This is a genomic window from Bradyrhizobium yuanmingense (genome assembly GCF_900094575.1).
In the GTDB taxonomy this organism is placed as follows: domain Bacteria; phylum Pseudomonadota; class Alphaproteobacteria; order Rhizobiales; family Xanthobacteraceae; genus Bradyrhizobium; species Bradyrhizobium yuanmingense.
This window is the reverse complement of the sequence record NZ_FMAE01000004.1, coordinates 259390-276243: the sequence shown is the minus strand read 5'-3', so window position 1 is coordinate 276243 and position 16854 is coordinate 259390. Positions and strand designations below refer to the sequence as shown.

21 protein-coding genes are annotated in these 16854 nt (G+C 64.7%); 3 read left to right on the top strand and 18 right to left on the bottom strand.

Annotated features, from left to right (window positions below):
* Positions 1-48 precede the first annotated feature (48 nt).
* From GA0061099_RS14790 to GA0061099_RS14780, 3 genes are all read right to left on the bottom strand, one after another.
* Positions 49-933, bottom strand: coding sequence for an amidohydrolase family protein (locus tag GA0061099_RS14790; RefSeq protein ID WP_036022364.1), 885 nt, complete (start codon positions 931-933; stop codon positions 49-51).
* Positions 934-954: 21 nt separating this feature from the next.
* A complete protein-coding gene (locus GA0061099_RS14785) occupies positions 955-1665 on the bottom strand; it encodes a TetR/AcrR family transcriptional regulator (protein WP_036022363.1) in 711 nt (236 codons plus the stop codon).
* A gap of 84 nt (positions 1666-1749) precedes the next feature.
* On the bottom strand, positions 1750-2892 hold the full coding sequence (locus GA0061099_RS14780; RefSeq protein ID WP_036022360.1) for a mechanosensitive ion channel family protein: 1143 nt from the start codon (positions 2890-2892) through the stop codon (positions 1750-1752).
* A 126-nt stretch (positions 2893-3018) separates the two neighbouring features.
* Here GA0061099_RS14780 and GA0061099_RS14775 point away from each other — a divergent pair, with 126 nt between their 5' ends.
* Positions 3019-4269 (top strand): DUF763 domain-containing protein, encoded by a 1251-nt coding sequence (locus tag GA0061099_RS14775; protein ID WP_036022358.1) that lies wholly within the window; start codon positions 3019-3021, stop codon positions 4267-4269.
* Positions 4270-4304: 35 nt separating this feature from the next.
* On the opposite strand, the gene GA0061099_RS14770 is transcribed toward GA0061099_RS14775, so the two are convergent.
* The 8 genes from GA0061099_RS14770 to GA0061099_RS14735 all read right to left on the bottom strand — a co-directional run bounded on the left by GA0061099_RS14770 (position 4305) and on the right by GA0061099_RS14735 (position 8290).
* Positions 4305-4547: a hypothetical protein gene (locus GA0061099_RS14770; RefSeq protein ID WP_036022356.1), complete on the bottom strand. Its 243-nt coding sequence runs from the start codon at positions 4545-4547 to the stop codon at positions 4305-4307.
* Between the two features lie 24 nt (positions 4548-4571).
* On the bottom strand, positions 4572-4835 hold the full coding sequence (locus GA0061099_RS14765; protein ID WP_036022354.1) for a hypothetical protein: 264 nt from the start codon (positions 4833-4835) through the stop codon (positions 4572-4574).
* Between the two features lie 15 nt (positions 4836-4850).
* Positions 4851-5078 carry a hypothetical protein gene (locus GA0061099_RS14760; RefSeq protein WP_036022351.1) on the bottom strand — a complete coding sequence of 76 codons (228 nt, stop codon included), beginning with the start codon at positions 5076-5078 and terminating at the stop codon, positions 4851-4853.
* Between the two features lies 1 nt (position 5079).
* Positions 5080-5280, bottom strand: coding sequence for a hypothetical protein (locus GA0061099_RS14755; protein ID WP_036001325.1), 201 nt, complete (start codon positions 5278-5280; stop codon positions 5080-5082).
* A 14-nt stretch (positions 5281-5294) separates the two neighbouring features.
* Positions 5295-5480 (bottom strand): hypothetical protein, encoded by a 186-nt coding sequence (locus GA0061099_RS14750; RefSeq protein WP_036022421.1) that lies wholly within the window; start codon positions 5478-5480, stop codon positions 5295-5297.
* Between the two features lie 148 nt (positions 5481-5628).
* Positions 5629-6900: a cytochrome P450 gene (locus GA0061099_RS14745; RefSeq protein WP_074447865.1), complete on the bottom strand. Its 1272-nt coding sequence runs from the start codon at positions 6898-6900 to the stop codon at positions 5629-5631.
* A gap of 101 nt (positions 6901-7001) precedes the next feature.
* Positions 7002-7325, bottom strand: coding sequence for a hypothetical protein (locus tag GA0061099_RS14740; protein ID WP_036001330.1), 324 nt, complete (start codon positions 7323-7325; stop codon positions 7002-7004).
* 191 nt (positions 7326-7516) lie between these two features.
* A complete protein-coding gene (locus tag GA0061099_RS14735; protein ID WP_036022348.1) occupies positions 7517-8290 on the bottom strand; it encodes a ferredoxin--NADP reductase in 774 nt (257 codons plus the stop codon).
* 156 nt (positions 8291-8446) lie between these two features.
* On the opposite strand from GA0061099_RS14735, the gene GA0061099_RS14730 reads away from it, so the two are divergent.
* Positions 8447-9643, top strand: coding sequence for an amidohydrolase family protein (locus GA0061099_RS14730; protein WP_036022345.1), 1197 nt, complete (start codon positions 8447-8449; stop codon positions 9641-9643).
* A gap of 124 nt (positions 9644-9767) precedes the next feature.
* On the top strand, positions 9768-10469 hold the full coding sequence (locus tag GA0061099_RS14725) for a hypothetical protein (protein ID WP_036022343.1): 702 nt from the start codon (positions 9768-9770) through the stop codon (positions 10467-10469).
* Positions 10470-10473: 4 nt separating this feature from the next.
* On the opposite strand, the gene GA0061099_RS14720 is transcribed toward GA0061099_RS14725, so the two are convergent.
* From GA0061099_RS14720 to GA0061099_RS14690, 7 genes are all read right to left on the bottom strand, one after another.
* Positions 10474-10863, bottom strand: coding sequence for a hypothetical protein (locus GA0061099_RS14720; protein WP_036022340.1), 390 nt, complete (start codon positions 10861-10863; stop codon positions 10474-10476).
* A gap of 162 nt (positions 10864-11025) precedes the next feature.
* Positions 11026-11481 carry a MarR family winged helix-turn-helix transcriptional regulator gene (locus tag GA0061099_RS14715; protein ID WP_036001344.1) on the bottom strand — a complete coding sequence of 152 codons (456 nt, stop codon included), beginning with the start codon at positions 11479-11481 and terminating at the stop codon, positions 11026-11028.
* A 24-nt stretch (positions 11482-11505) separates the two neighbouring features.
* Positions 11506-12210, bottom strand: coding sequence for an ABC transporter ATP-binding protein (locus GA0061099_RS14710; protein WP_036022338.1), 705 nt, complete (start codon positions 12208-12210; stop codon positions 11506-11508).
* Positions 12207-12998, bottom strand: a complete 792-nt coding sequence (locus GA0061099_RS14705; protein ID WP_036001349.1) for an ABC transporter ATP-binding protein — start codon at positions 12996-12998, stop codon at positions 12207-12209. Before GA0061099_RS14705 ends, GA0061099_RS14710 begins: the two co-directional genes overlap by 4 nt.
* On the bottom strand, positions 12995-14884 hold the full coding sequence (locus GA0061099_RS14700; RefSeq protein ID WP_036022335.1) for an ABC transporter permease: 1890 nt from the start codon (positions 14882-14884) through the stop codon (positions 12995-12997). Before GA0061099_RS14700 ends, GA0061099_RS14705 begins: the two co-directional genes overlap by 4 nt.
* A gap of 150 nt (positions 14885-15034) precedes the next feature.
* On the bottom strand, positions 15035-16237 hold the full coding sequence (locus tag GA0061099_RS14695; RefSeq protein ID WP_036022333.1) for an ABC transporter substrate-binding protein: 1203 nt from the start codon (positions 16235-16237) through the stop codon (positions 15035-15037).
* A 32-nt stretch (positions 16238-16269) separates the two neighbouring features.
* Positions 16270-16854, bottom strand: coding sequence for an amino acid synthesis family protein (locus GA0061099_RS14690; RefSeq protein ID WP_025035619.1), 585 nt, complete (start codon positions 16852-16854; stop codon positions 16270-16272).

Here is a 16854-nt window from a genome sequence, read left to right as displayed (position 1 = left end):
TTCGTATGCATCCGCCAGCGTCCGCAACGCATGTCGCGCAACGTCTCGTCACGCTTCGAACCCGAACAGGCGCGCGGGATTGTCGACCAGTATCTTCGTCTGGAGCTCCGGCTCCGGCGCGAACAGCGGGATCAAATCGACGAGATCGCCGTCATTCGGCATCACCCTGACGTTGGGATGCGGCCAGTCCGTGCCCCAGATGACACGATCCGGTGCGGTCTCGACGATCTTTCGCGCGAACGGCACCGCATCGGTGAACGGCGGACCGATAGAGGACACCCGCTCTGAGCCGCAGATCTTCACCCAGCACTTCTCATCGCGCTGCATCAGCTCGATCAGGATTCTGAACGGCAGCTGGTCGAGCCCGTCCCCTGCCTTCACCCGGCCCATATGGTCGATGGTGTAGGTCAGCGGTAGCCTTGCCAGCATGTCGGCGTATTCGGGCAGATCGATCGCATCGAAATGCAGATCGACGTGCCAGCCGAGCGGCGTGACCATCGCGACGATGCGGTCGAACACGCGCTTGTCGGGGACGCCGCCGAGATGGCGGACGAAATTGAAGCGGCAGCCGCGAAAACCGCCCTCGTGCAGCACGCGCAGGTCGGGCTCCGTGATGGTGCCATCGATATTGGCGACGGCACGGTAGGCGCCATTGCTCTCAGCGATCGCATCGAGCGCCACCCTGTTGTCGGTGCCGTGCACGCTGGCATTGACGATGACGGCGCGCTCCACGCCGAGCTTGGCATGCAGCGCGCGAAAATCCTCCAGCGGTGCGTCCGGCGGTGTGTAGGAACGCTCCGGCGCGTAAGGGTATTTCGCGCCGGGCCCGAAGATGTGGCAATGCGCGTCACACGACAGCTTCGGCAGCCTGAACTTCGGCGCGCGCGTATCAGGATCGGGCGGCGGAATGGTCGGCGTGTACATCATCGTCATGAGGTGAACCGCCGAAGCGTTTCACGTCTTGCCGGCGACGACCGGCCGCCGCCGCGCCGGCGCGGCCTGGTCCAGCGCCGGCGCCTGTAAGGCGGCGACGGTGGCCTGCACCAATTGCTCGATGGCGCAAGCGGCATCGCTGCCGTCGGCCTCGCCGCGCGACAGGCGCGACACGCGCTCCGGCGTCACCAGCGAATAATAGAGTGCGCCGAGCAGGAAGTGACTGCGCCAGACGATGTCCGTGCGCGGAATGTGCGGCAGACTCTCGTGCACCGCGTCGATGAAGGCGTGGCTGGTGTCGTCGAAGGTCTGCGCGATGATCTTTCGCGCGACCTCGTTACCTTCCGCCGACATCACCGCGCGCAGCCGCGTGAAACGCGCCCCGCCGCCGGCGAGATCGCTGCCCGAGGTGAAGGCCGGCACCACATAGGCCCGAACGATCGCCTCCAGCCGGTCCTGGAGATCGCGCACGCGCTTTGCGGCCGCGAGCAGCTCGGAACGGCGCAGATTCATCGGCCCGCAATGACGCCGGTAGATCTCCAGCAGCAAGCCGTCCTTGGTCTTGAAATGATAGGTCACGCTGCCCGGATTTGCCCCGGCAGCTTGCGCAATGTCGCGCACCGATACGGCATTGAAGCCCTTGGTGGCGAACAGCTCCTCCGCGGCGGCGAGGATCGCCTCGCGCATGTTCGGCTTGCGGGCCGCTTCCTTGCTGGTGGGCTTGCGTACCATGAGATTTGTACTATCGTACAAAAGATCAGGTCTCGTCAACAAGAACGTGGCAATGGCGGGACGACGCAGGCGCGTAAGCGCCGTTCAGTGACTGGCGCTCGCCCGCATCTTCTCCGGCGGTGCGGGACGCAGTCCGAGATCGCCCTCTCCGTCTCCCGACGGGATCAGGATGGCGCGGTCGCGCGGCAGCGCCTCCGGCATCTCGTCGCGGATGAAGGCGATGAGCTTCTCCCTGATCTCGCAGCGCAGGTCCCACGACTGCGGTGCGTTCCTGGCACTGACCAGCGCCCGAAGCTCGATGGTGCGCGAATCGGCATCGATCACCTGGAGATTCACCACCTCCCCGTCCCACAGCTTCGACTGCTTCACCGCCTCCTCCAGCCAGCGTCGGATGCGCGGGACGTCGGCGCGATAGTCGACATGCAGCGCGACGACGCCGATGAGGGATGCGGTGTCGCGCGTCCAGTTCTGGAATGGCTTTTCGATGAAGTAGGACAGCGGCACCACCATGCGGCGCCAATCCCACAGCCGGATCACGACATAGGTCGAGGCGATGTCCTCGATCCAGCCCCATTCGTTCTCGATGATCACGGCATCCTCGATTCGGATCGGCTGGGTGATCGCGATCTGCAGGCCGGCGATCAAATTGCTCAGCAGCGGGCGCGCGGCAAGGCCGACGATGATACCGGCAGCACCTGCGGAGGCGAACAGGCTGACTCCGTATTGCTTCACGGAGTCGAACGTCATCAGCGCGGCGGAGACCGTGATGATGACGATGATGGTGTCGGTGACGCGCTTGAACACGCGCACCTGCGTGACGTGCTTGCGCGCGACGAAATTCTCGGTGACATCGCGAAAGTTCTGCAAGTAGCGCGCCGCGCTCATGTCGACGATCCGGATCGAGATCCAGCCGATCAGCGCGATGAAGGCCACGACGAACAGGCGCGTCAGGGGGGTGCGGATCGTATCGTCGAGCGGCGCCAGCGGCAGCACCATTGCGACGGCGGCAAGGCAAAGCGCCATTTGCGCGGGGCCTGCCGTGCGCTCGATGAACACACTCAAGAGCGGAAGCCGCGTTCCGAAAGCGCGGTTGAGCAGCCATGTGGCGACCCGGTAGGCGAGCAGGGCAAGAAGGATCGCGCCGGCAACCAGGGTGAGGCCGATGAACCATGACGGTATCCAGCCGAACATCCCGTCGATATCGGCCGTCAGAGCCTGCCAATCCATGGATCGTCCCCATCATTGCATTCACGCAACCCGCACAACGCATCCCGGCCGGCTTCGCTCCCCCGCCCCGTGCAATGCAGCATCCCGCAGGTGCAACCGTCGCTGAGCTGCGCTAGGCTTGTCGCCATGACTCGACGAACCGGCAGCGCCGATCTTCCTCTTCACACCGGGCGGGTTCCGCCCTGGCTGGCAAGTCGCATGTCCTCGCTCGGGGCGATCGTCACCCAGGCGATCGTGCATCATTACGGCCGCGACGCATTTCTACAGCGCCTGTCGCATCCATTCTGGTTCCAGTCGTTTGGCGCCGTGATGGGAATGGACTGGCACTCCTCCGGCATCACCACCTCCGTGATCGGCGCGCTGAAGCGCGGGCTCGGACCGCTCCAGGACGAGCTCGGGATTTACGTCTGTGGCGGTCGCGGTCAGCATTCGCGCAAGACGCCGGACGAGCTGTTGCAGCTCGGCGACCGCGTCGGATTCGACGGCGTCAAGCTGACCCGGGCCAGCCGTCTGGTCGCCAAGGTCGACAGCGCCGCGGTCCAGGACGGCTTTGACCTTTATCTGCACGGCTTCTTCGTCACCACTGAGGGCAAATGGACGGTGGTGCAGCAGGGCATGAACGGCGACAAGCGGCAGGCGCGGCGCTATCACTGGCACTCCGAGGCACTGAAGAGCTTTGTCGATACGCCGCACAGCGCAATCGACGGGCCGCAGCAGGGCGAGATCGTCAATCTCACCGATCATCGCGCCGATCTGTCTCGGACGGCACAGCTCGAGCTGCTCTCCGACCTCGGCCCGGATCGCATCGTCTCCGAATTCGAGCGGCTCGCGGGGACCCCGTCCACGCCGGCGCAAGGCATGCTGCCGCATCTGATCATGCCTGCGCATCATGATGTGCGGCCGAAGGACGTGTTCGCGCGCCGCCTGCACGGCACGCTCGCCGCCGCAGCCGAGCGCGGCCCGGTCGATTTCCCGGAGCTGCTGCTGACGCCGGGCGTCGGCGCGCGCACCGTGCGCTCGCTAGCCATGGTCGCTGAGGTCGTGCACGGCGCGCCCTATCGCTTCACCGACCCCGCCCGTTTCTCGCTCGCCCATGGCGGCAAGGACCGGCATCCCTACCCCGTTCCGATCAAGGTCTATGACGAGACCATCCGGGTGCTGAAGGGCGCGATCCGAAACGCGAAGCTCGGACGCGACGAGGAGATGCAGGCGATCAAACGCCTCGACGACCAGGCACGGCGGTTGGAGAGGACCGCGCGCGGCCCCTCAGTCGATGCTTTCATCGCCGGTGAACGAGCGGCCTCACCGGAGCTCGACGGCCGTTCGGTGTTCGGCTGGGAGCGTGACGTTGCGCCCACAAAAAAGCGGACCGGCTGAACACCGGTCCGCAAGTTGGCGGAAGGAACGTCCTCTCAGGTCTCGTCGGCCTCCGGCTTCTCAGCGAACCGGTTTGCTGCGTGGTCCTGATATTGTTCGGTCTGGATGGACTTGCCGTCCATGCCACGAATGTCCGAATGCTGTTTCTTGTCTCGGTTGGACAGGACCATGTTGTCGCCGATCATCTCCTTCGGCACGTCGGTCAATGCGCCGGTGCCGTCGCCCTTGCCATGCATGCCCGATCTGAAGTGCGTCTTGCTGCCATGCCCACCAGGCATCAGTCTCTCCTCTCTTCCGATGATTTAGTGCTTCTGTTGTGCCGCCGTCGGTTTGGGCGGCTTGTGGCCGCTCTGGCCGGGATCGTTGTGCTTGTTGTGATCGCTTTCCTGGTTGAGGCCGCCGCGGCTCACCGGAAACTCGCTATGACGAGCTTCGGGGTTGGCACGATGGACGCGCGTATCTTGCGGGTTATGACCGGCGGCCTGCTCGAGTTCTCGCGCATCCGGAACATCTGGCTTCCGCTCGAGGATGCGCACTTGCTGTTCGTGAGTCTTCTTGCCCTGCATTGTGGGCCTCCAATCTTACCGGCCTCTTCGGGGCGAACCGCTCCGCGCGATATCCTTGTCGATACCGCCACCGGCGTTCACGTCGTTTTCGACGTCGCCTTCGATCGTGTTCTCGCCCAAGACGTCCTCGAGGTCGTCAGGCGAAACGCCTGCCCTGTTCGCGCCCTTGGATCCGCCGATCAGGGGGTTGTCATGCAGGTCCTTCTCGGTCGGCGCGTACAGCTTGGGTTGCTTGTTGGTCATGTCACCTGCCTCCGCCCTTTCCGGCCTCGTCGTGCGTGTGATGGGAGTCGCGCTCGCCACCGCCGCCGGAAACCCGGCTGTGGCTGCGCTGCGGATCGTCCGCCGGCGGCTTCTTCACCTGAAGCGGTGCCTTCGCGTTCTCATGCGAGGCGCCGGGTCCGCCCTGTCGAATGCTGTTCGGTGTCTTCGTGGATGTCGACATGAATGTCGTCCTCCTCAGCGATCTTGCTGATAGCCTTGGTTGGTCGTGTTCTGCTTGATGTTGCCCTGCTCTCCCTGCTGATCCGGATTCTGTACACGCTCCTGACCGTGTGGCATCTGATCGGCGGACATCTGCTTGCGATCGCCGGTTCCCTTGCGGCTCTGATTGTCCGGTGGAACAGGTGGCATCTTGCTGGCCATGATCTTGTCTCCCGTTAAGACGTCGATCTGCGACATGCGCCCCAAGGAACTCCCCTCCGCGCCATGTCGGGATGACAACAGCACGAACGGCACACCGTTCCTGGCCGATCACAACAGGCGAAGATTTTCCGAAAGGGCCTCGCCGGCGTCAGTTCGTCGCGATGAGGGAACGATCGCCCCTCGTTCCGCTGCGTGCAGTCGCCTCTGTTCCGCGGCCCTCTGCCGTGACGGGAAGCTTCGCGATCGCGCGCAAGCACGGCCGCCTGCGCCAGCGGATTTCAGCGGCATCGACGGCAAGACTCAATTTCGGCCAACGCACGAACAGCGCCTCCAGCGCACAGGCCGCCTCGATGCGCGCGAGCTGATGGCCGAGACAGAAGTGGATTCCCGTGCCGAACGAGATATGGCGGTTCGGCTTGCGTTCGAGATCGAGGGTCTCGGGACGATCATGTACCGCGGGATCCATGTTCGCAGCGGCGAGCATCACCATGACGCGATCGCCCTTCTTCAGGCGCACGCCCTCGACCTCGACATCGCGCCGCACGTAGCGTGGCTTGGAGAATTGCACGGGCGAGACGAAGCGCAGAAACTCCTCGACCGCGAGCCCGACGCGGCTCCAATCCTGTTCCAGCCAGTCGCGCAGCTCGGGATTCCTGAGCAGCTCGTAGATGGAACCGCTGATGAGATGGGTGGTGGTTTCCGATCCCGCCCCGAGCAACAGAAACACCATCGAGACCATTTCATCCGGCGTGATCTGGCCGCCTTCGCGCTCGACCTGAACCAGTTCGGCAATCAGCCCCTCGCCGCCCTGCACACGCGCGATCTGCAACTGCTGCTCGAGGTAGGCGCGCATCTTGCGCACCGCGAACAGCAGGCGGAAGAAGCTGACGACATTCGTCAGCGAGGATATCGCGTTGGCCCAGGCGATGAACTTTGGACGATCTGCCAGCGGCAGGCCGAGCAGCTCGGAGATCACCGCGAGCGGCAGGATGCGCGCATAGCGCTGGACCAGATCGGCCGGGGATCCTTGCGCGAACAGCTCGTCGGCCAGACCGTCAGCGATGGCCCGGATGCGCGGCTCCATCGCAACGATCGCGCGGCGGCGAAACGCTTCGTCGACGATGCTGCGCAGCCGCGTGTGATCCGGCTCGTCCATCGTCAGCATGTTGTTGGCGATGGTCCTGACGAACCTCGGCATCCACCAGCGCAAGCCCGCGATATCGCCATCCTCCTTGCGCAAGGTGAAGGTCGCGCCGTCCTTCAGGACCTGCGCGGTGGCGTCATGGGTCGTGGTGATCCAGACATTGCCGACGATGGGAAACCGCGTCGCGACCACGGGTGCGGACATTCGCAATTTCGCGATCGCCTTGGGCGGATCGCGAAAGAAGGCCTCGCTGGTGAAATCGAGGCGCACTGTCATGGGATCACCGGAACGATTGGTGGCGTATCACCGAGATGGTGCGCGGCGCGGCCGGCGCAAGGGCGCGTCTGCTCGTCGGCCGCGGGCGTGGCGAGCCGCGGCTATCCGCGCCCGGAGGAGCGCTGGCCGCTCTTGCGCTGCTGTTGGGTGTAGGCGTCCCAATGGCTCCAGCTGCCATTGCTGAGGCTCTGCAGGTCGGTTGCGAGTGGACGGCGCGTCCGTTTGTCGTGATCGGCGATGGCGCGCTCCGACTGTGCGATCTTGCGCTTGAGTTCCGCGATCGTCTTCTGCGTCTGGCCGTTGCGCTTCGAGGTGGCGATCTCGCCCATCGTGAAGCGCGCGGTCTCCAGCGCCTTCAGCTCGGCGCGGTTCTTCTTCAACTGAACCCGGTGCCAGGCGATGTTGCTGTCGCTGTCCGCAACCATGTGGGAACTCCGCTGATTCGGTCCCACATAGTATCGTGCGCCGAATCGGCGCCGCAACGCCCCGGCGGTGGCGAAAATGCGATCTTCTCGCGCAGAAATTCCGGATCTGGAGCCCCCGCAACGGGGCCCTAGATTCTTATTTGGGCGGGTCTTCTTGACGCGAACCGGTATCCACTTCGCTCGAAAACGCTTCAGCGCTCGGCGAAGGCCTTCTCGACCACGAACTGGGCAGGCTCGCCGTGATTGCCCTCGACGAAGCCGCGCTCACCCAGGAGGACGCGGGTGTCCGCCACAAGGGCCGGGCTGCCGCAGATCATGACGCGGTCATGGGCGGCTTCCAGCACCGGCAGGCCGATATCGGCGAACAGCTTGCCTGAGGTGATGAGATCGGTGATGCGGCCGCGATTGCGGAAGGGATCGCGCGTCACGGTCGGATAGTAGATCAGCTGGTTCTGGATGTACTCGCCGAGCAGCTCGTCCTTCGGCAGATGCTCGGTGATCATCTCGCCATAGGCGAGCTCCTTGACGTGCCGACAGCCGTGCAGCAGCACCACCTTCTCGAACCGCTCGTAGGTCTCGGGATCCTTGATCACGCTCAGGAACGGCGCAAGACCCGTGCCGGTGCCGATCAGGTAGAGGTTACGTCCCTCTTCCAGATTGTCGATCACCAGTGTGCCGGTGGCCTTGCGGCTGACGATGATCTCGTCGCCTTCCTTCAGATGTTGGAGGCGCGAGGTCAGCGGTCCGTCCGGCACCTTGATCGAGAAGAATTCCAGCGTGTCCTCGTAATTGGCGCTGGCGACGCTGTAGGCCCGCAGCAGCGGCTTCTCGCCGACCTTGAGCCCGATCATGGTGAATTCGCCGTTACGGAAGCGGAAGGTCGGGTTGCGGGTGGTCTTGAAGGAGAAGAGCGTATCGGTCCAGTGGTGGACGCTCAAAACGCTTTCTTGATTGAAATTGCTCATCGCACCTTCCCTGTCGCGTCGATTGCGGTTCCGAGGCCGGCAGCTATGCGTCGTTTGTACACGATCATTCGTATACTAATGAATAATCCGGCTTGATCCCGCGGTCAAGGCTGCCCAAGATCGGAAGCGTTGCAGTTAGGAATAAGGAGCCCTTCCATGGCGCATGACGCACCCCAGGCCACCGGACCCTCGAAGCTGGTGATCCGCAATATCGGCCTGATCCTGTCCGGCGCTTTGGAAAAGCCGATCCTGGACGGCGACACCATCGTCGCCGAGAACGGCAAGATCAGCGCGATCGGCCGCTTCAAGGAGGTCAATACCGAAGGCGCCACCACCATCGTCGACGCCAACGGCACCACGGTGGCGCCGGGCCTGATCGACAGCCACGTCCACCCTGTCGCCGGCGACTGGACGCCGCGGCAGAACCAGATCAACTGGATCGACAGCTATCTCCACGGCGGCGTCACCACCATGATCTCCGCCGGCGAGGTGCACATGCCTGGCCGCCCCCGCGACGTCGTCGGCCTCAAGGCCATGGCCGTGTTCGCCCAGCGCGCATTCTGGACCTTGCGCCCCGGCGGCGTGAAGGTTCACGCTGGCGCGCCGGTGATCGAATGCGAGATGGTGGAAGAAGACTTCAAGGAGATGGCGGCCAACGGCGTCAAGCTGCTCGGCGAGGTCGGCCTTGGCGGCGTCAAGGACGGCCCGACCGCGCGGAAAATGGTCGGCTGGGCGCGCAAATACGGCATCCAGAGCACCATCCACACCGGCGGCCCCTCGATTCCCGGCTCCGGCCTGATCGACAAGGACGTGGTGCTGGAGGCCGACACCGACGTGGTCGGTCACATCAACGGCGGCCACACCGCCCTGCCCGACGACCAGATCCGCTGCATCTGCGAGGGCTGCAAGCGCGGCCTTGAGCTCGTGCACAACGGCAATGAGCGCTCGGCCCTGTTCACGCTGCGCACCGCCCGCGAGATGGGCGACCTGCATCGCGTCATCCTTGGTACCGACGCGCCCGCCGGCTCCGGCGTGCAGCCGCTCGGCATTCTGCGCATCGTCTCGATGCTGTCCTCGCTCGGCGACCTCCCGGCCGAGATCGCATTCTGCCTTGCCACCGGCAACACCGCCCGGATGCGCCAGCTCGACTGCGGCCTGATCGAGGTCGGCCGCTCCGCCGACTTCGTCATCATGGACAAGGCCCAGCACTCGCCGGGCAAGAACATCCTGGAGAGCGTTCAGCTCGGCGATCTCCCCGGCATCGGAATGACCATCATCGACGGCATCGTCCGCACCCAGCGCAGCCGCAACACGCCGCCCGCCGGCAAGGTGCCGGAGGTGGTGGCGAAGTGATGCAGCCGGAGCGGCCCGCCGCTCGCACCGTCCCTCGAAGGCATTGAACAAGTCGCAAGCCTGTTGCGTCTAACGCAGGCAGCCCTCGGCGGCGGCAGTTCATTGTTCGACCATCGAGGCTGACATGAAGGACCCATCACGGATAGCCGTGGGCGTGGCTGGCGCGGTGGCGGGCTATATCGCGATCTTTGTGCTGTTTTCTCTGCTCGATGTCGGCAACCGTGCGGACCCGATCACATCGGGTCTGCTGGGACTGTTCGTCTACTCGCCCACCGGTGCAATCGCCGGCGCGGTCCTCGCCAATTGGCTCGTGACGCGTTCAGGCAAAAATGCAGGGCAGGACGCAGGCGTCGGCGGCGTCGCGCGGAACAGCTTAAAGTCGCTCGGCATCGTCGCCCTGCTCTGCACCGCCGGCCTCGGCGCCTACATTGCGTACGCATACGCGACCGCAACGCCCTGGCTCAACCGCAACGGCGCCAATCCCCTGCTCGTGTTCGAGGTCCGCTTTCCGGCGGGAGTAACGGTGCCGACATCGGCGCAGGACATCACCATCGAACTGCAAACCGACATCAACACCATGCCGGGCGAAGTCAGTCCGGCCGCGTTCTATCGCGATGGTGACCAGGCGGTTATCGCCGGCGAAGTCGAGCTGGCGTTTCGAACCTCGCACCGGCAGCTCGCCATCACCATCCAGGGCCAGCCGAGCCGGATCTATCCGATCGATTTGACGGCCCGGGCGCCGCATACGCCGGAATTCGGAACGTGGCGGCGGCTTGGTGACGGCAGCGAAATCCGCTACCGCGCCAAATGGCCGGGAAAGACGTAAGAGATCAGCGCTTCTTCGCAATCTCACAGCGCACATAGGTCTGGCGCTTGGCCCGCCCAACCGGACCGTTGTCCATCACCAGCCTGCCATCCGCAGCGAGAGAGACGCGAGGATTGGAGCGAAATTTTTCGCCCTCGCCTTCGCAGGCCAGCTTCATTTTCCAGCCGAGCCTTCCGTCGGCCGTGATCTGGCTGGCGCGGCACCGCGTCTCATACCAGTACAGGCGATTGCCGCCCTCGATGCTCATGCGGTTGGGACTGTCGTCGTCGCGACAGTCCTTTTTGGTCGAGGCCCAGAAGCCTTCGTAAGGCTGCGCCGCCAAGGCGGGAGCGCTTTCGCCGACGAGCACGGCAGCAAAACTCAAGACAACCGCAAAGCGCGTCGCAACTCTCATGACCAAAACCTCGATAAACCCTTCATCAAGGTTAGTCGCCAGTTCCGGCACCTTGTTCAACTGCCGTAGGGTGGTCAAACGGCGCGAAGTGCCGTGCCCACGATTTTTGCGACTCGAGAAAGGATGGCGGGCACGCTTCGCTCTGCCCGCCCTACGAAACCTTCACCTGAGCTTGTTCAGCAGCATCATCAGCGTCTCGCGCTCTTTCGCCTCGAGCGGCGCCAGCGTCTCGCGGGTGATCGCCAGCGCGTTCGGCGCCAGCTTTTCGGCAAGCTGCTGTCCGGCGCGGGTCAGGCTCACCAGCAGGCGGCGGCCGTCCTCGGGATCCTGGCTCGTCTCGGTGAGGCCGCGCGCGGTGAGACGATCGATCACGCCCTTGATGGTCGCGACGTCCATCGCCGTCAGGCGCCCGAGCTGATTCTGCGAGCACGGCCCGGTCTCGGCCAGTTTCGACAGCGCCGCCCATTGCGTCGGCGTCAGATTGGTGCCGATGTCGCGGGCGAAGATCGAGCTGTGGCGCTGCCAGACCTGGCGCAGGATGAAGCCAACCTGTTCGTCGAGCACGTAAGGCGGTTTCGCCGGTTTGACACTTTTCTTTGCCGCAACGCTTCTCGCCATCCGTTCGCAGCCCTTCCCCTTGCCTCACAACGACAGATGCGCGTCGCGGATATCCGGGCGCGCGTCGAGCTCGGCCATGGTGCCGCCGAAGCAGATGCGGCCGCGCTCGATGATGTAGGCGCGATCCGAAATCAGCCGCGCGAAATGCAGATTTTGCTCGGAGACGACGATGCTGACGCCTTCCTTCTTCATGGTCAGGATGGCGTCGACCATCTGCTCCACGATCTTCGGCGACAGGCCCTCCGACGGCTCGTCCAGCAGCACCAGCGAGGGATTGCCCATCAGCGTGCGCGCGATGGTGAGCATCTGCTGCTCGCCGCCGCTCATGCGTCCGCCCGGGCGGTTCTTCATCTCGCCGAGGTTAGGAAACAGCGCGAACAGCTTTTCGCGCGTCCAGTGCGGTGCGTTCGGACGCTTCGGCTGGCGGCCGACTTCGAGGTTTTCCTCGACGGTCAGGTCCGTGAAGATGCGACGCTCCTCCGGCACGTAGCCGAGGCCATCGCGCACGATCTCGTGTGTCGGCTTCGACGAGACGTCCTTGCCCTCGAACGTGATGCGGCCGGAGCGCTGCGCGACGAGGCCGACGATCGACCGGAACGTCGTCGACTTGCCGGCGCCGTTGCGTCCCAGCAGTGCCACCACCTCGCCCTCGCCGACCTCGAAGCCGATGTCGAAGAGGATATGCGCCGGACCATAATGGCTGTTGAGGTCTTGCACCGTGAGCTTCATGTGGAGGCTCCCTCGCGGTGCCGGGCATCGTAGACAAGGCCCTCGCCGAGATAGACCGCCTGCACCTGGGGATTGCCGCGCACTTCCGCCGGCGAGCCCTCCGCGATCAACGTCCCGCGGTTGAGCACGAGGATGCGGTCGGCATGCTCGAACACCACGTCCATGTCGTGCTCGGTGAAGAGAACGCCGATGGATTTTTCCCGGGCAATGCGCGCGGTCAGCCGCATCAATTCGACGCGCTCGCGCGGTGCCATTCCGGCCGTCGGCTCGTCCATCAGCAGCAGCTTGGGCTGGTTGGCGAGCGCAACCGCAAGCTCGAGCCGCTTGAGATCGCCATAGGCAAGCTCGCCGCAGGGCCGGTCCGCATAGCCGCCCATGCCGACCAGCTCGAGCAGGCGGCCGGCCTCGTCGCGGTCGAACTTCGGCGCCGAGCCGAACAGATTGAACAGCTGCTTGCCGTGCGAGATCAGCGCGACCTGCACGTTCTCGCGCACGGTCATGGTGGCAAAGGTCGCGGTGATCTGGAATGTGCGGCCGACGCCGAGCCGCCAGACCTCACGCGGCTTCCGGCCGGTGATCTCCTCGCCGAGCAGGCGGACGTGCCCGCTGTCAGGCATGTTCTGGCCGTTGAGCATGTCGAAGCAGGTGCTCTTTCCCGCGCCGTTCGGCCCGATCAGCGCCAGGATCTCGCCGGCCCGCAGCGAGAACGAGACGCCGCGCACGGCATGGATGCCACCATAGGATTTGGTCAGGCCTTCGACCGCGAGAAGTGGAGGTGCGACGCTCATTCGGCAGACTCGATCGGCTTGGCGAGCAAAGTTGATCCCGGCGGCGATGCTTTCTTGCGGCGCTGCGCCAGCATCTCCAGCGTGCCGACGATGCCCTTGGGGAAGACGACGACGATCAGCATGATGAAGCCGCCAAGCACGAGCTTCGACAGATCGGTCTGGCTCACCAGCCAGATATTCAAAGCCTTGTAGATGATGGCGCCGATCACCGCGCCCGACACCGTCTCGACGCCGCCGAGCAGCACCATGACCAGCGCGTCGACCGAGAGCGAGATGCCGAGATTGTCGGGGAACACGCTGCCCTTCAGGTAGGCAAACAGCGCACCGCCGATGCCGGCGGTCGTGCCGGCGATCACGAAGGCGGTCCACTGGATGCGCTTGGCATCGATGCCGATGGCTTCGCTGCGCAGAACCGAGTCGCGCGTGGCACGAAGCGCGTAGCCGAACGGCGAGAACACCATGGTCCGCAGCGCGACGGTCACCAGCGCCGCGACGCCGAGCGAAAGCCAGTAGAAGCGCGACGGGCTTGCCGCCCAGCTCGACGGCCAGAGGCCGAGAATGCCGTTGTCGCCGCCGGTCACGTCCACCCACTGGAACGCGATCGACCAGACGATCTGCGCGAAGGCGAGCGTCAGCATCGCGAAATAGACGCCGGAGAGCTGCACCGCGAAGAAGCCGAACACGGCCGCGCCCATGCAGCCGAGCAGCGGCCCGAGCAGCAAGCAGACGATCATCGGCAGTCCCGCCATCTTGGCGAGGAAGGCGATGCCATAGGCGCCCAGGCCAAAATAGGCGGCGTGCCCGAACGATGCGAGGCCGCCGACCGACATCAGGAAGTGCAGGCTGACGGCGAAGATCACGAAGATCGCGATCTCCGAGCCCACGGTCAGCAGATAGTTGCCGGCGAACAGCGGCAGCATCGCTGCGACGATCAGCGCCGCAAGCGCCATCAGCCGCTCGTTCGACGTCAGCGGCCGCCAAGGATTGACGGTGAGACCCGGCGTCTTGCGCGCGGCCGCCTCCGGCTTGCCGAACAGGCCCCAGGGACGCACGATCAGCACCACGGCCATGACCAGGAAGACGAGAATGATCGAGATCTTCGGGAAGATCAGGATGCCGAAGGCATTCAGCTCGGAGACCAGCACCGCCGCGACGAAGGCGCCGACGATGCTGCCGAGGCCGCCGATCACGACCACGACGAAGACCTCGACGATGATGCGCAGGTCCATGGCGTGGTGCACGGCATCGCGCGGGATCTGGAGCGCGCCGCCGAGCGCTGCCAGGAAGACACCGACAGCGAACACCGACGTGAACAGCCACTTTTGGTTGACGCCGAGCGCGGCCACCATGTCGCGATCCTGCGTCGCCGCGCGCACCAAGACGCCCCAGCGCGTGCGCTGGAACAGCAGCCAGAGAATGCCGAGCACGACGGGACCGAGCACGATCAGGAACAGGTCGTAGCTCGGAATGTTCTGGCCGAAGAAATCGATCGCGCCCCTGAAGCCCGGCGCGCGGCGGCCGACGAGATCGTCGGGCCCCCAGATCAGCACGACGAGATCCTCGACCATCAAGGTCAGGCCGAAGGTCGCGAGCAGCTGGAACAGCTCGGGCGCATGATAGATGCGCCGGAGCAGCACCATCTCGACGATGACGCCGATCAGCGCCACCGCGAACGCGGCCAGGACGATGCCGCCCCAGAAGCCGAACGCGCCGGACAAGCGCTCGGTCAGCGTGAAGGCGATGTAGGCGCCGATCATGTAGAAGGCGCCATGCGCGAAATTCACGATCCGGGTCACGCCGAAGATGATCGACAGGCCCGAGGCCACCAGAAACAGCGACGCTGCGCTGGCGAGACCGGTCAGAAACTGTACGACGTAAAAGGCCATCGGCGGTCCGGGTTGGTTAGGTCTCGGTGCTGGTCTTCATCCTTCGAGACGGCGCTCCGCGCCTCCTCAGGATGAGGTCCGGGACCCTCATAGTGAGGAGCGCGGCGACGCCGCGCGTCTCGAACCATGAAGGCCCCGGTCTCTGTTGTATCAATCCTTCGGACGCAACTTCGCGACTTCGGCATCGCTGGGCAGATAGTCCGCGCCTTTCTTGTAAGACGAGTCCACCATCACGCCCTTGCCGTCCTTCAGCGCGGTCTTGCCGACGAAGGCCCCGAGCGTCGACTGGTGGTCGATCTTGCGGAAGGTGATCTCGCCGAACGGCGATGGCATCGTAAGCCCCTCCGCCGCGGCAATCAGCTTCTCCGGATCGGTCGATCCTGCCTTGGCCAGGATCGCGGCGGCCGACTTGATGGTCTGGTAGCCGACGATCGAGCCGAGACGCGGATAGTCGTTGTACTTGGCCTGGTACGCCTTCAGGAACGCGTCATGCTCGGGCGTCTTGATCGAGTACCAGGGATAGCCGGTGACGATCCAGCCCTCCGGCGTCTCGTCCTTGAGCGGGTCGAGATATTCGGGCTCGCCGGTGAGGAAGGAGACGACCTCGCGCCCCTTGAACAGGCCGCGGGTGTTGCCTTCGCGCACGAGTTTGACGAGATCCGCGCCGAACGTGACGTTGAGGATCGCTTCCGGGTTGGCGGCGGCAACCGCCTGCACCACCGGGCCGGCGTCGATCTTGCCCTGCGGCGGCCATTGCTCGTCGATCCACTGGATGTCGGGGCGCTTCTCCGACATCAGCTTCTTGAACACCGCGACCGCCGACTGGCCGTATTCGTAGTTCGGCGCGATCGTCGCCCAGCGTTTCGCCGGCAGCTTGCTGGCAGCTTCCACCAGCATCGCCGCCTGCATGTAGTTGGAGGGACGCAGGCGGAAGGTGTATTTGTTGCCCTTGGACCAGGTGATGGCGTCCGTGAGCGGCTCGGCCGCGAGGAAGAACACCTTCTTCTGGTTGGCGAAGTCAGAGACCGCAAGACCGATGTTCGACAGGAACGTTCCCGCGAGCATCGCGACGCCCTCGCTCGAGACGAGCTCGTTGGCCGCGGTCTGCGCGTCCGCCGGCTTGCCGCCGTCGTCCTTGGAGATGACGACGAGCTTCTTGCCGTTGATGCCGCCGGCCGCGTTGACTTCCTCGACCGCAAGCTGCCAGCCCTTGCGATAGGGCTCGGTGAATGCCGGCAGCAGCGAATAGCTGTTGATCTCGCCGATCTTGATGTCCTGCGCCAGGGCCGAATGGGCCATGCCGCCTGCCAGAAGCGCGAAGGCCGCGCCGACGATAGTATTTCTTGCTCGCATCCCAACCTCCAATTTGAACTCGCCTACGACTTCTATCTCAGACCGTCTTCGCCCTTGATCTCCGCGACCGTCAGCCCGCCGACGCGCGGCAGCGGACGGCCGCTGTCGGTGACGGCGACAGCGACCATGATCTCGTTGGCGCGCGGCGCATCGTTGATCTGTACCTCCATCCCGTCGAAATGGCTGCGGACGAAGGCTGCGTCCTTGTGCCCCAGCGGAATGTCCAGGGTCGTGCCGGGGCCGCTGCGCTTCTTCGAGGACGGGATCAGCGCCGCGCCCTTCCCCAGAACTTTACGCACCGGCGCGCCCATCTTGGGGTGGAGGATTGCGGCGGCATGCTCCAGCTCGCCGTTCTCGCCGACGGCCGCGGCCTTGCCGTAGCTATGTGCCTTGGCGCCATCGATGCCGAGCGCCGCCACCGCGCGCTTCGATAAGAGCTCGCCCAGCTCCTCGCCGATCGCGATCAGCGGCGAAAGATCCTCGACATATTTTCCGGCGAAAGGATTTTCGATCACGGCGATCGCGGCGGCACGCCGGGTCGGCGGCGACACCTGGCGTCCCATCTCCATCTGCGTCTCTTCGACGACGGTGACGATCTTGCGGATGATCGCGCTCAT

What these genes read in the sequence shown, in the direction of transcription:
- GA0061099_RS14790 (WP_036022364.1), bottom strand. Translation starts at nt 933, where the DNA reads ATGACGATGATGTACACGCCGACCATTCCGCCGCCCGATCCTGATACG.
- GA0061099_RS14785 (WP_036022363.1), bottom strand. Translation starts at nt 1,665, where the DNA reads ATGGTACGCAAGCCCACCAGCAAGGAAGCGGCCCGCAAGCCGAACATG.
- GA0061099_RS14780 (WP_036022360.1), bottom strand. Translation starts at nt 2,892, where the DNA reads ATGGATTGGCAGGCTCTGACGGCCGATATCGACGGGATGTTCGGCTGG.
- GA0061099_RS14775 (WP_036022358.1), top strand. Translation starts at nt 3,019, where the DNA reads ATGACTCGACGAACCGGCAGCGCCGATCTTCCTCTTCACACCGGGCGG.
- GA0061099_RS14770 (WP_036022356.1), bottom strand. Translation starts at nt 4,547, where the DNA reads ATGCCTGGTGGGCATGGCAGCAAGACGCACTTCAGATCGGGCATGCAT.
- GA0061099_RS14765 (WP_036022354.1), bottom strand. Translation starts at nt 4,835, where the DNA reads ATGCAGGGCAAGAAGACTCACGAACAGCAAGTGCGCATCCTCGAGCGG.
- GA0061099_RS14760 (WP_036022351.1), bottom strand. Translation starts at nt 5,078, where the DNA reads ATGACCAACAAGCAACCCAAGCTGTACGCGCCGACCGAGAAGGACCTG.
- GA0061099_RS14755 (WP_036001325.1), bottom strand. Translation starts at nt 5,280, where the DNA reads ATGTCGACATCCACGAAGACACCGAACAGCATTCGACAGGGCGGACCC.
- GA0061099_RS14750 (WP_036022421.1), bottom strand. Translation starts at nt 5,480, where the DNA reads ATGGCCAGCAAGATGCCACCTGTTCCACCGGACAATCAGAGCCGCAAG.
- GA0061099_RS14745 (WP_074447865.1), bottom strand. Translation starts at nt 6,900, where the DNA reads ATGACAGTGCGCCTCGATTTCACCAGCGAGGCCTTCTTTCGCGATCCG.
- GA0061099_RS14740 (WP_036001330.1), bottom strand. Translation starts at nt 7,325, where the DNA reads ATGGTTGCGGACAGCGACAGCAACATCGCCTGGCACCGGGTTCAGTTG.
- GA0061099_RS14735 (WP_036022348.1), bottom strand. Translation starts at nt 8,290, where the DNA reads ATGAGCAATTTCAATCAAGAAAGCGTTTTGAGCGTCCACCACTGGACC.
- GA0061099_RS14730 (WP_036022345.1), top strand. Translation starts at nt 8,447, where the DNA reads ATGGCGCATGACGCACCCCAGGCCACCGGACCCTCGAAGCTGGTGATC.
- GA0061099_RS14725 (WP_036022343.1), top strand. Translation starts at nt 9,768, where the DNA reads ATGAAGGACCCATCACGGATAGCCGTGGGCGTGGCTGGCGCGGTGGCG.
- GA0061099_RS14720 (WP_036022340.1), bottom strand. Translation starts at nt 10,863, where the DNA reads ATGAGAGTTGCGACGCGCTTTGCGGTTGTCTTGAGTTTTGCTGCCGTG.
- GA0061099_RS14715 (WP_036001344.1), bottom strand. Translation starts at nt 11,481, where the DNA reads ATGGCGAGAAGCGTTGCGGCAAAGAAAAGTGTCAAACCGGCGAAACCG.
- GA0061099_RS14710 (WP_036022338.1), bottom strand. Translation starts at nt 12,210, where the DNA reads ATGAAGCTCACGGTGCAAGACCTCAACAGCCATTATGGTCCGGCGCAT.
- GA0061099_RS14705 (WP_036001349.1), bottom strand. Translation starts at nt 12,998, where the DNA reads ATGAGCGTCGCACCTCCACTTCTCGCGGTCGAAGGCCTGACCAAATCC.
- GA0061099_RS14700 (WP_036022335.1), bottom strand. Translation starts at nt 14,884, where the DNA reads ATGGCCTTTTACGTCGTACAGTTTCTGACCGGTCTCGCCAGCGCAGCG.
- GA0061099_RS14695 (WP_036022333.1), bottom strand. Translation starts at nt 16,237, where the DNA reads ATGCGAGCAAGAAATACTATCGTCGGCGCGGCCTTCGCGCTTCTGGCA.
- GA0061099_RS14690 (WP_025035619.1), bottom strand. Translation starts at nt 16,854, where the DNA reads ATGAGCGCGATCATCCGCAAGATCGTCACCGTCGTCGAAGAGACGCAG.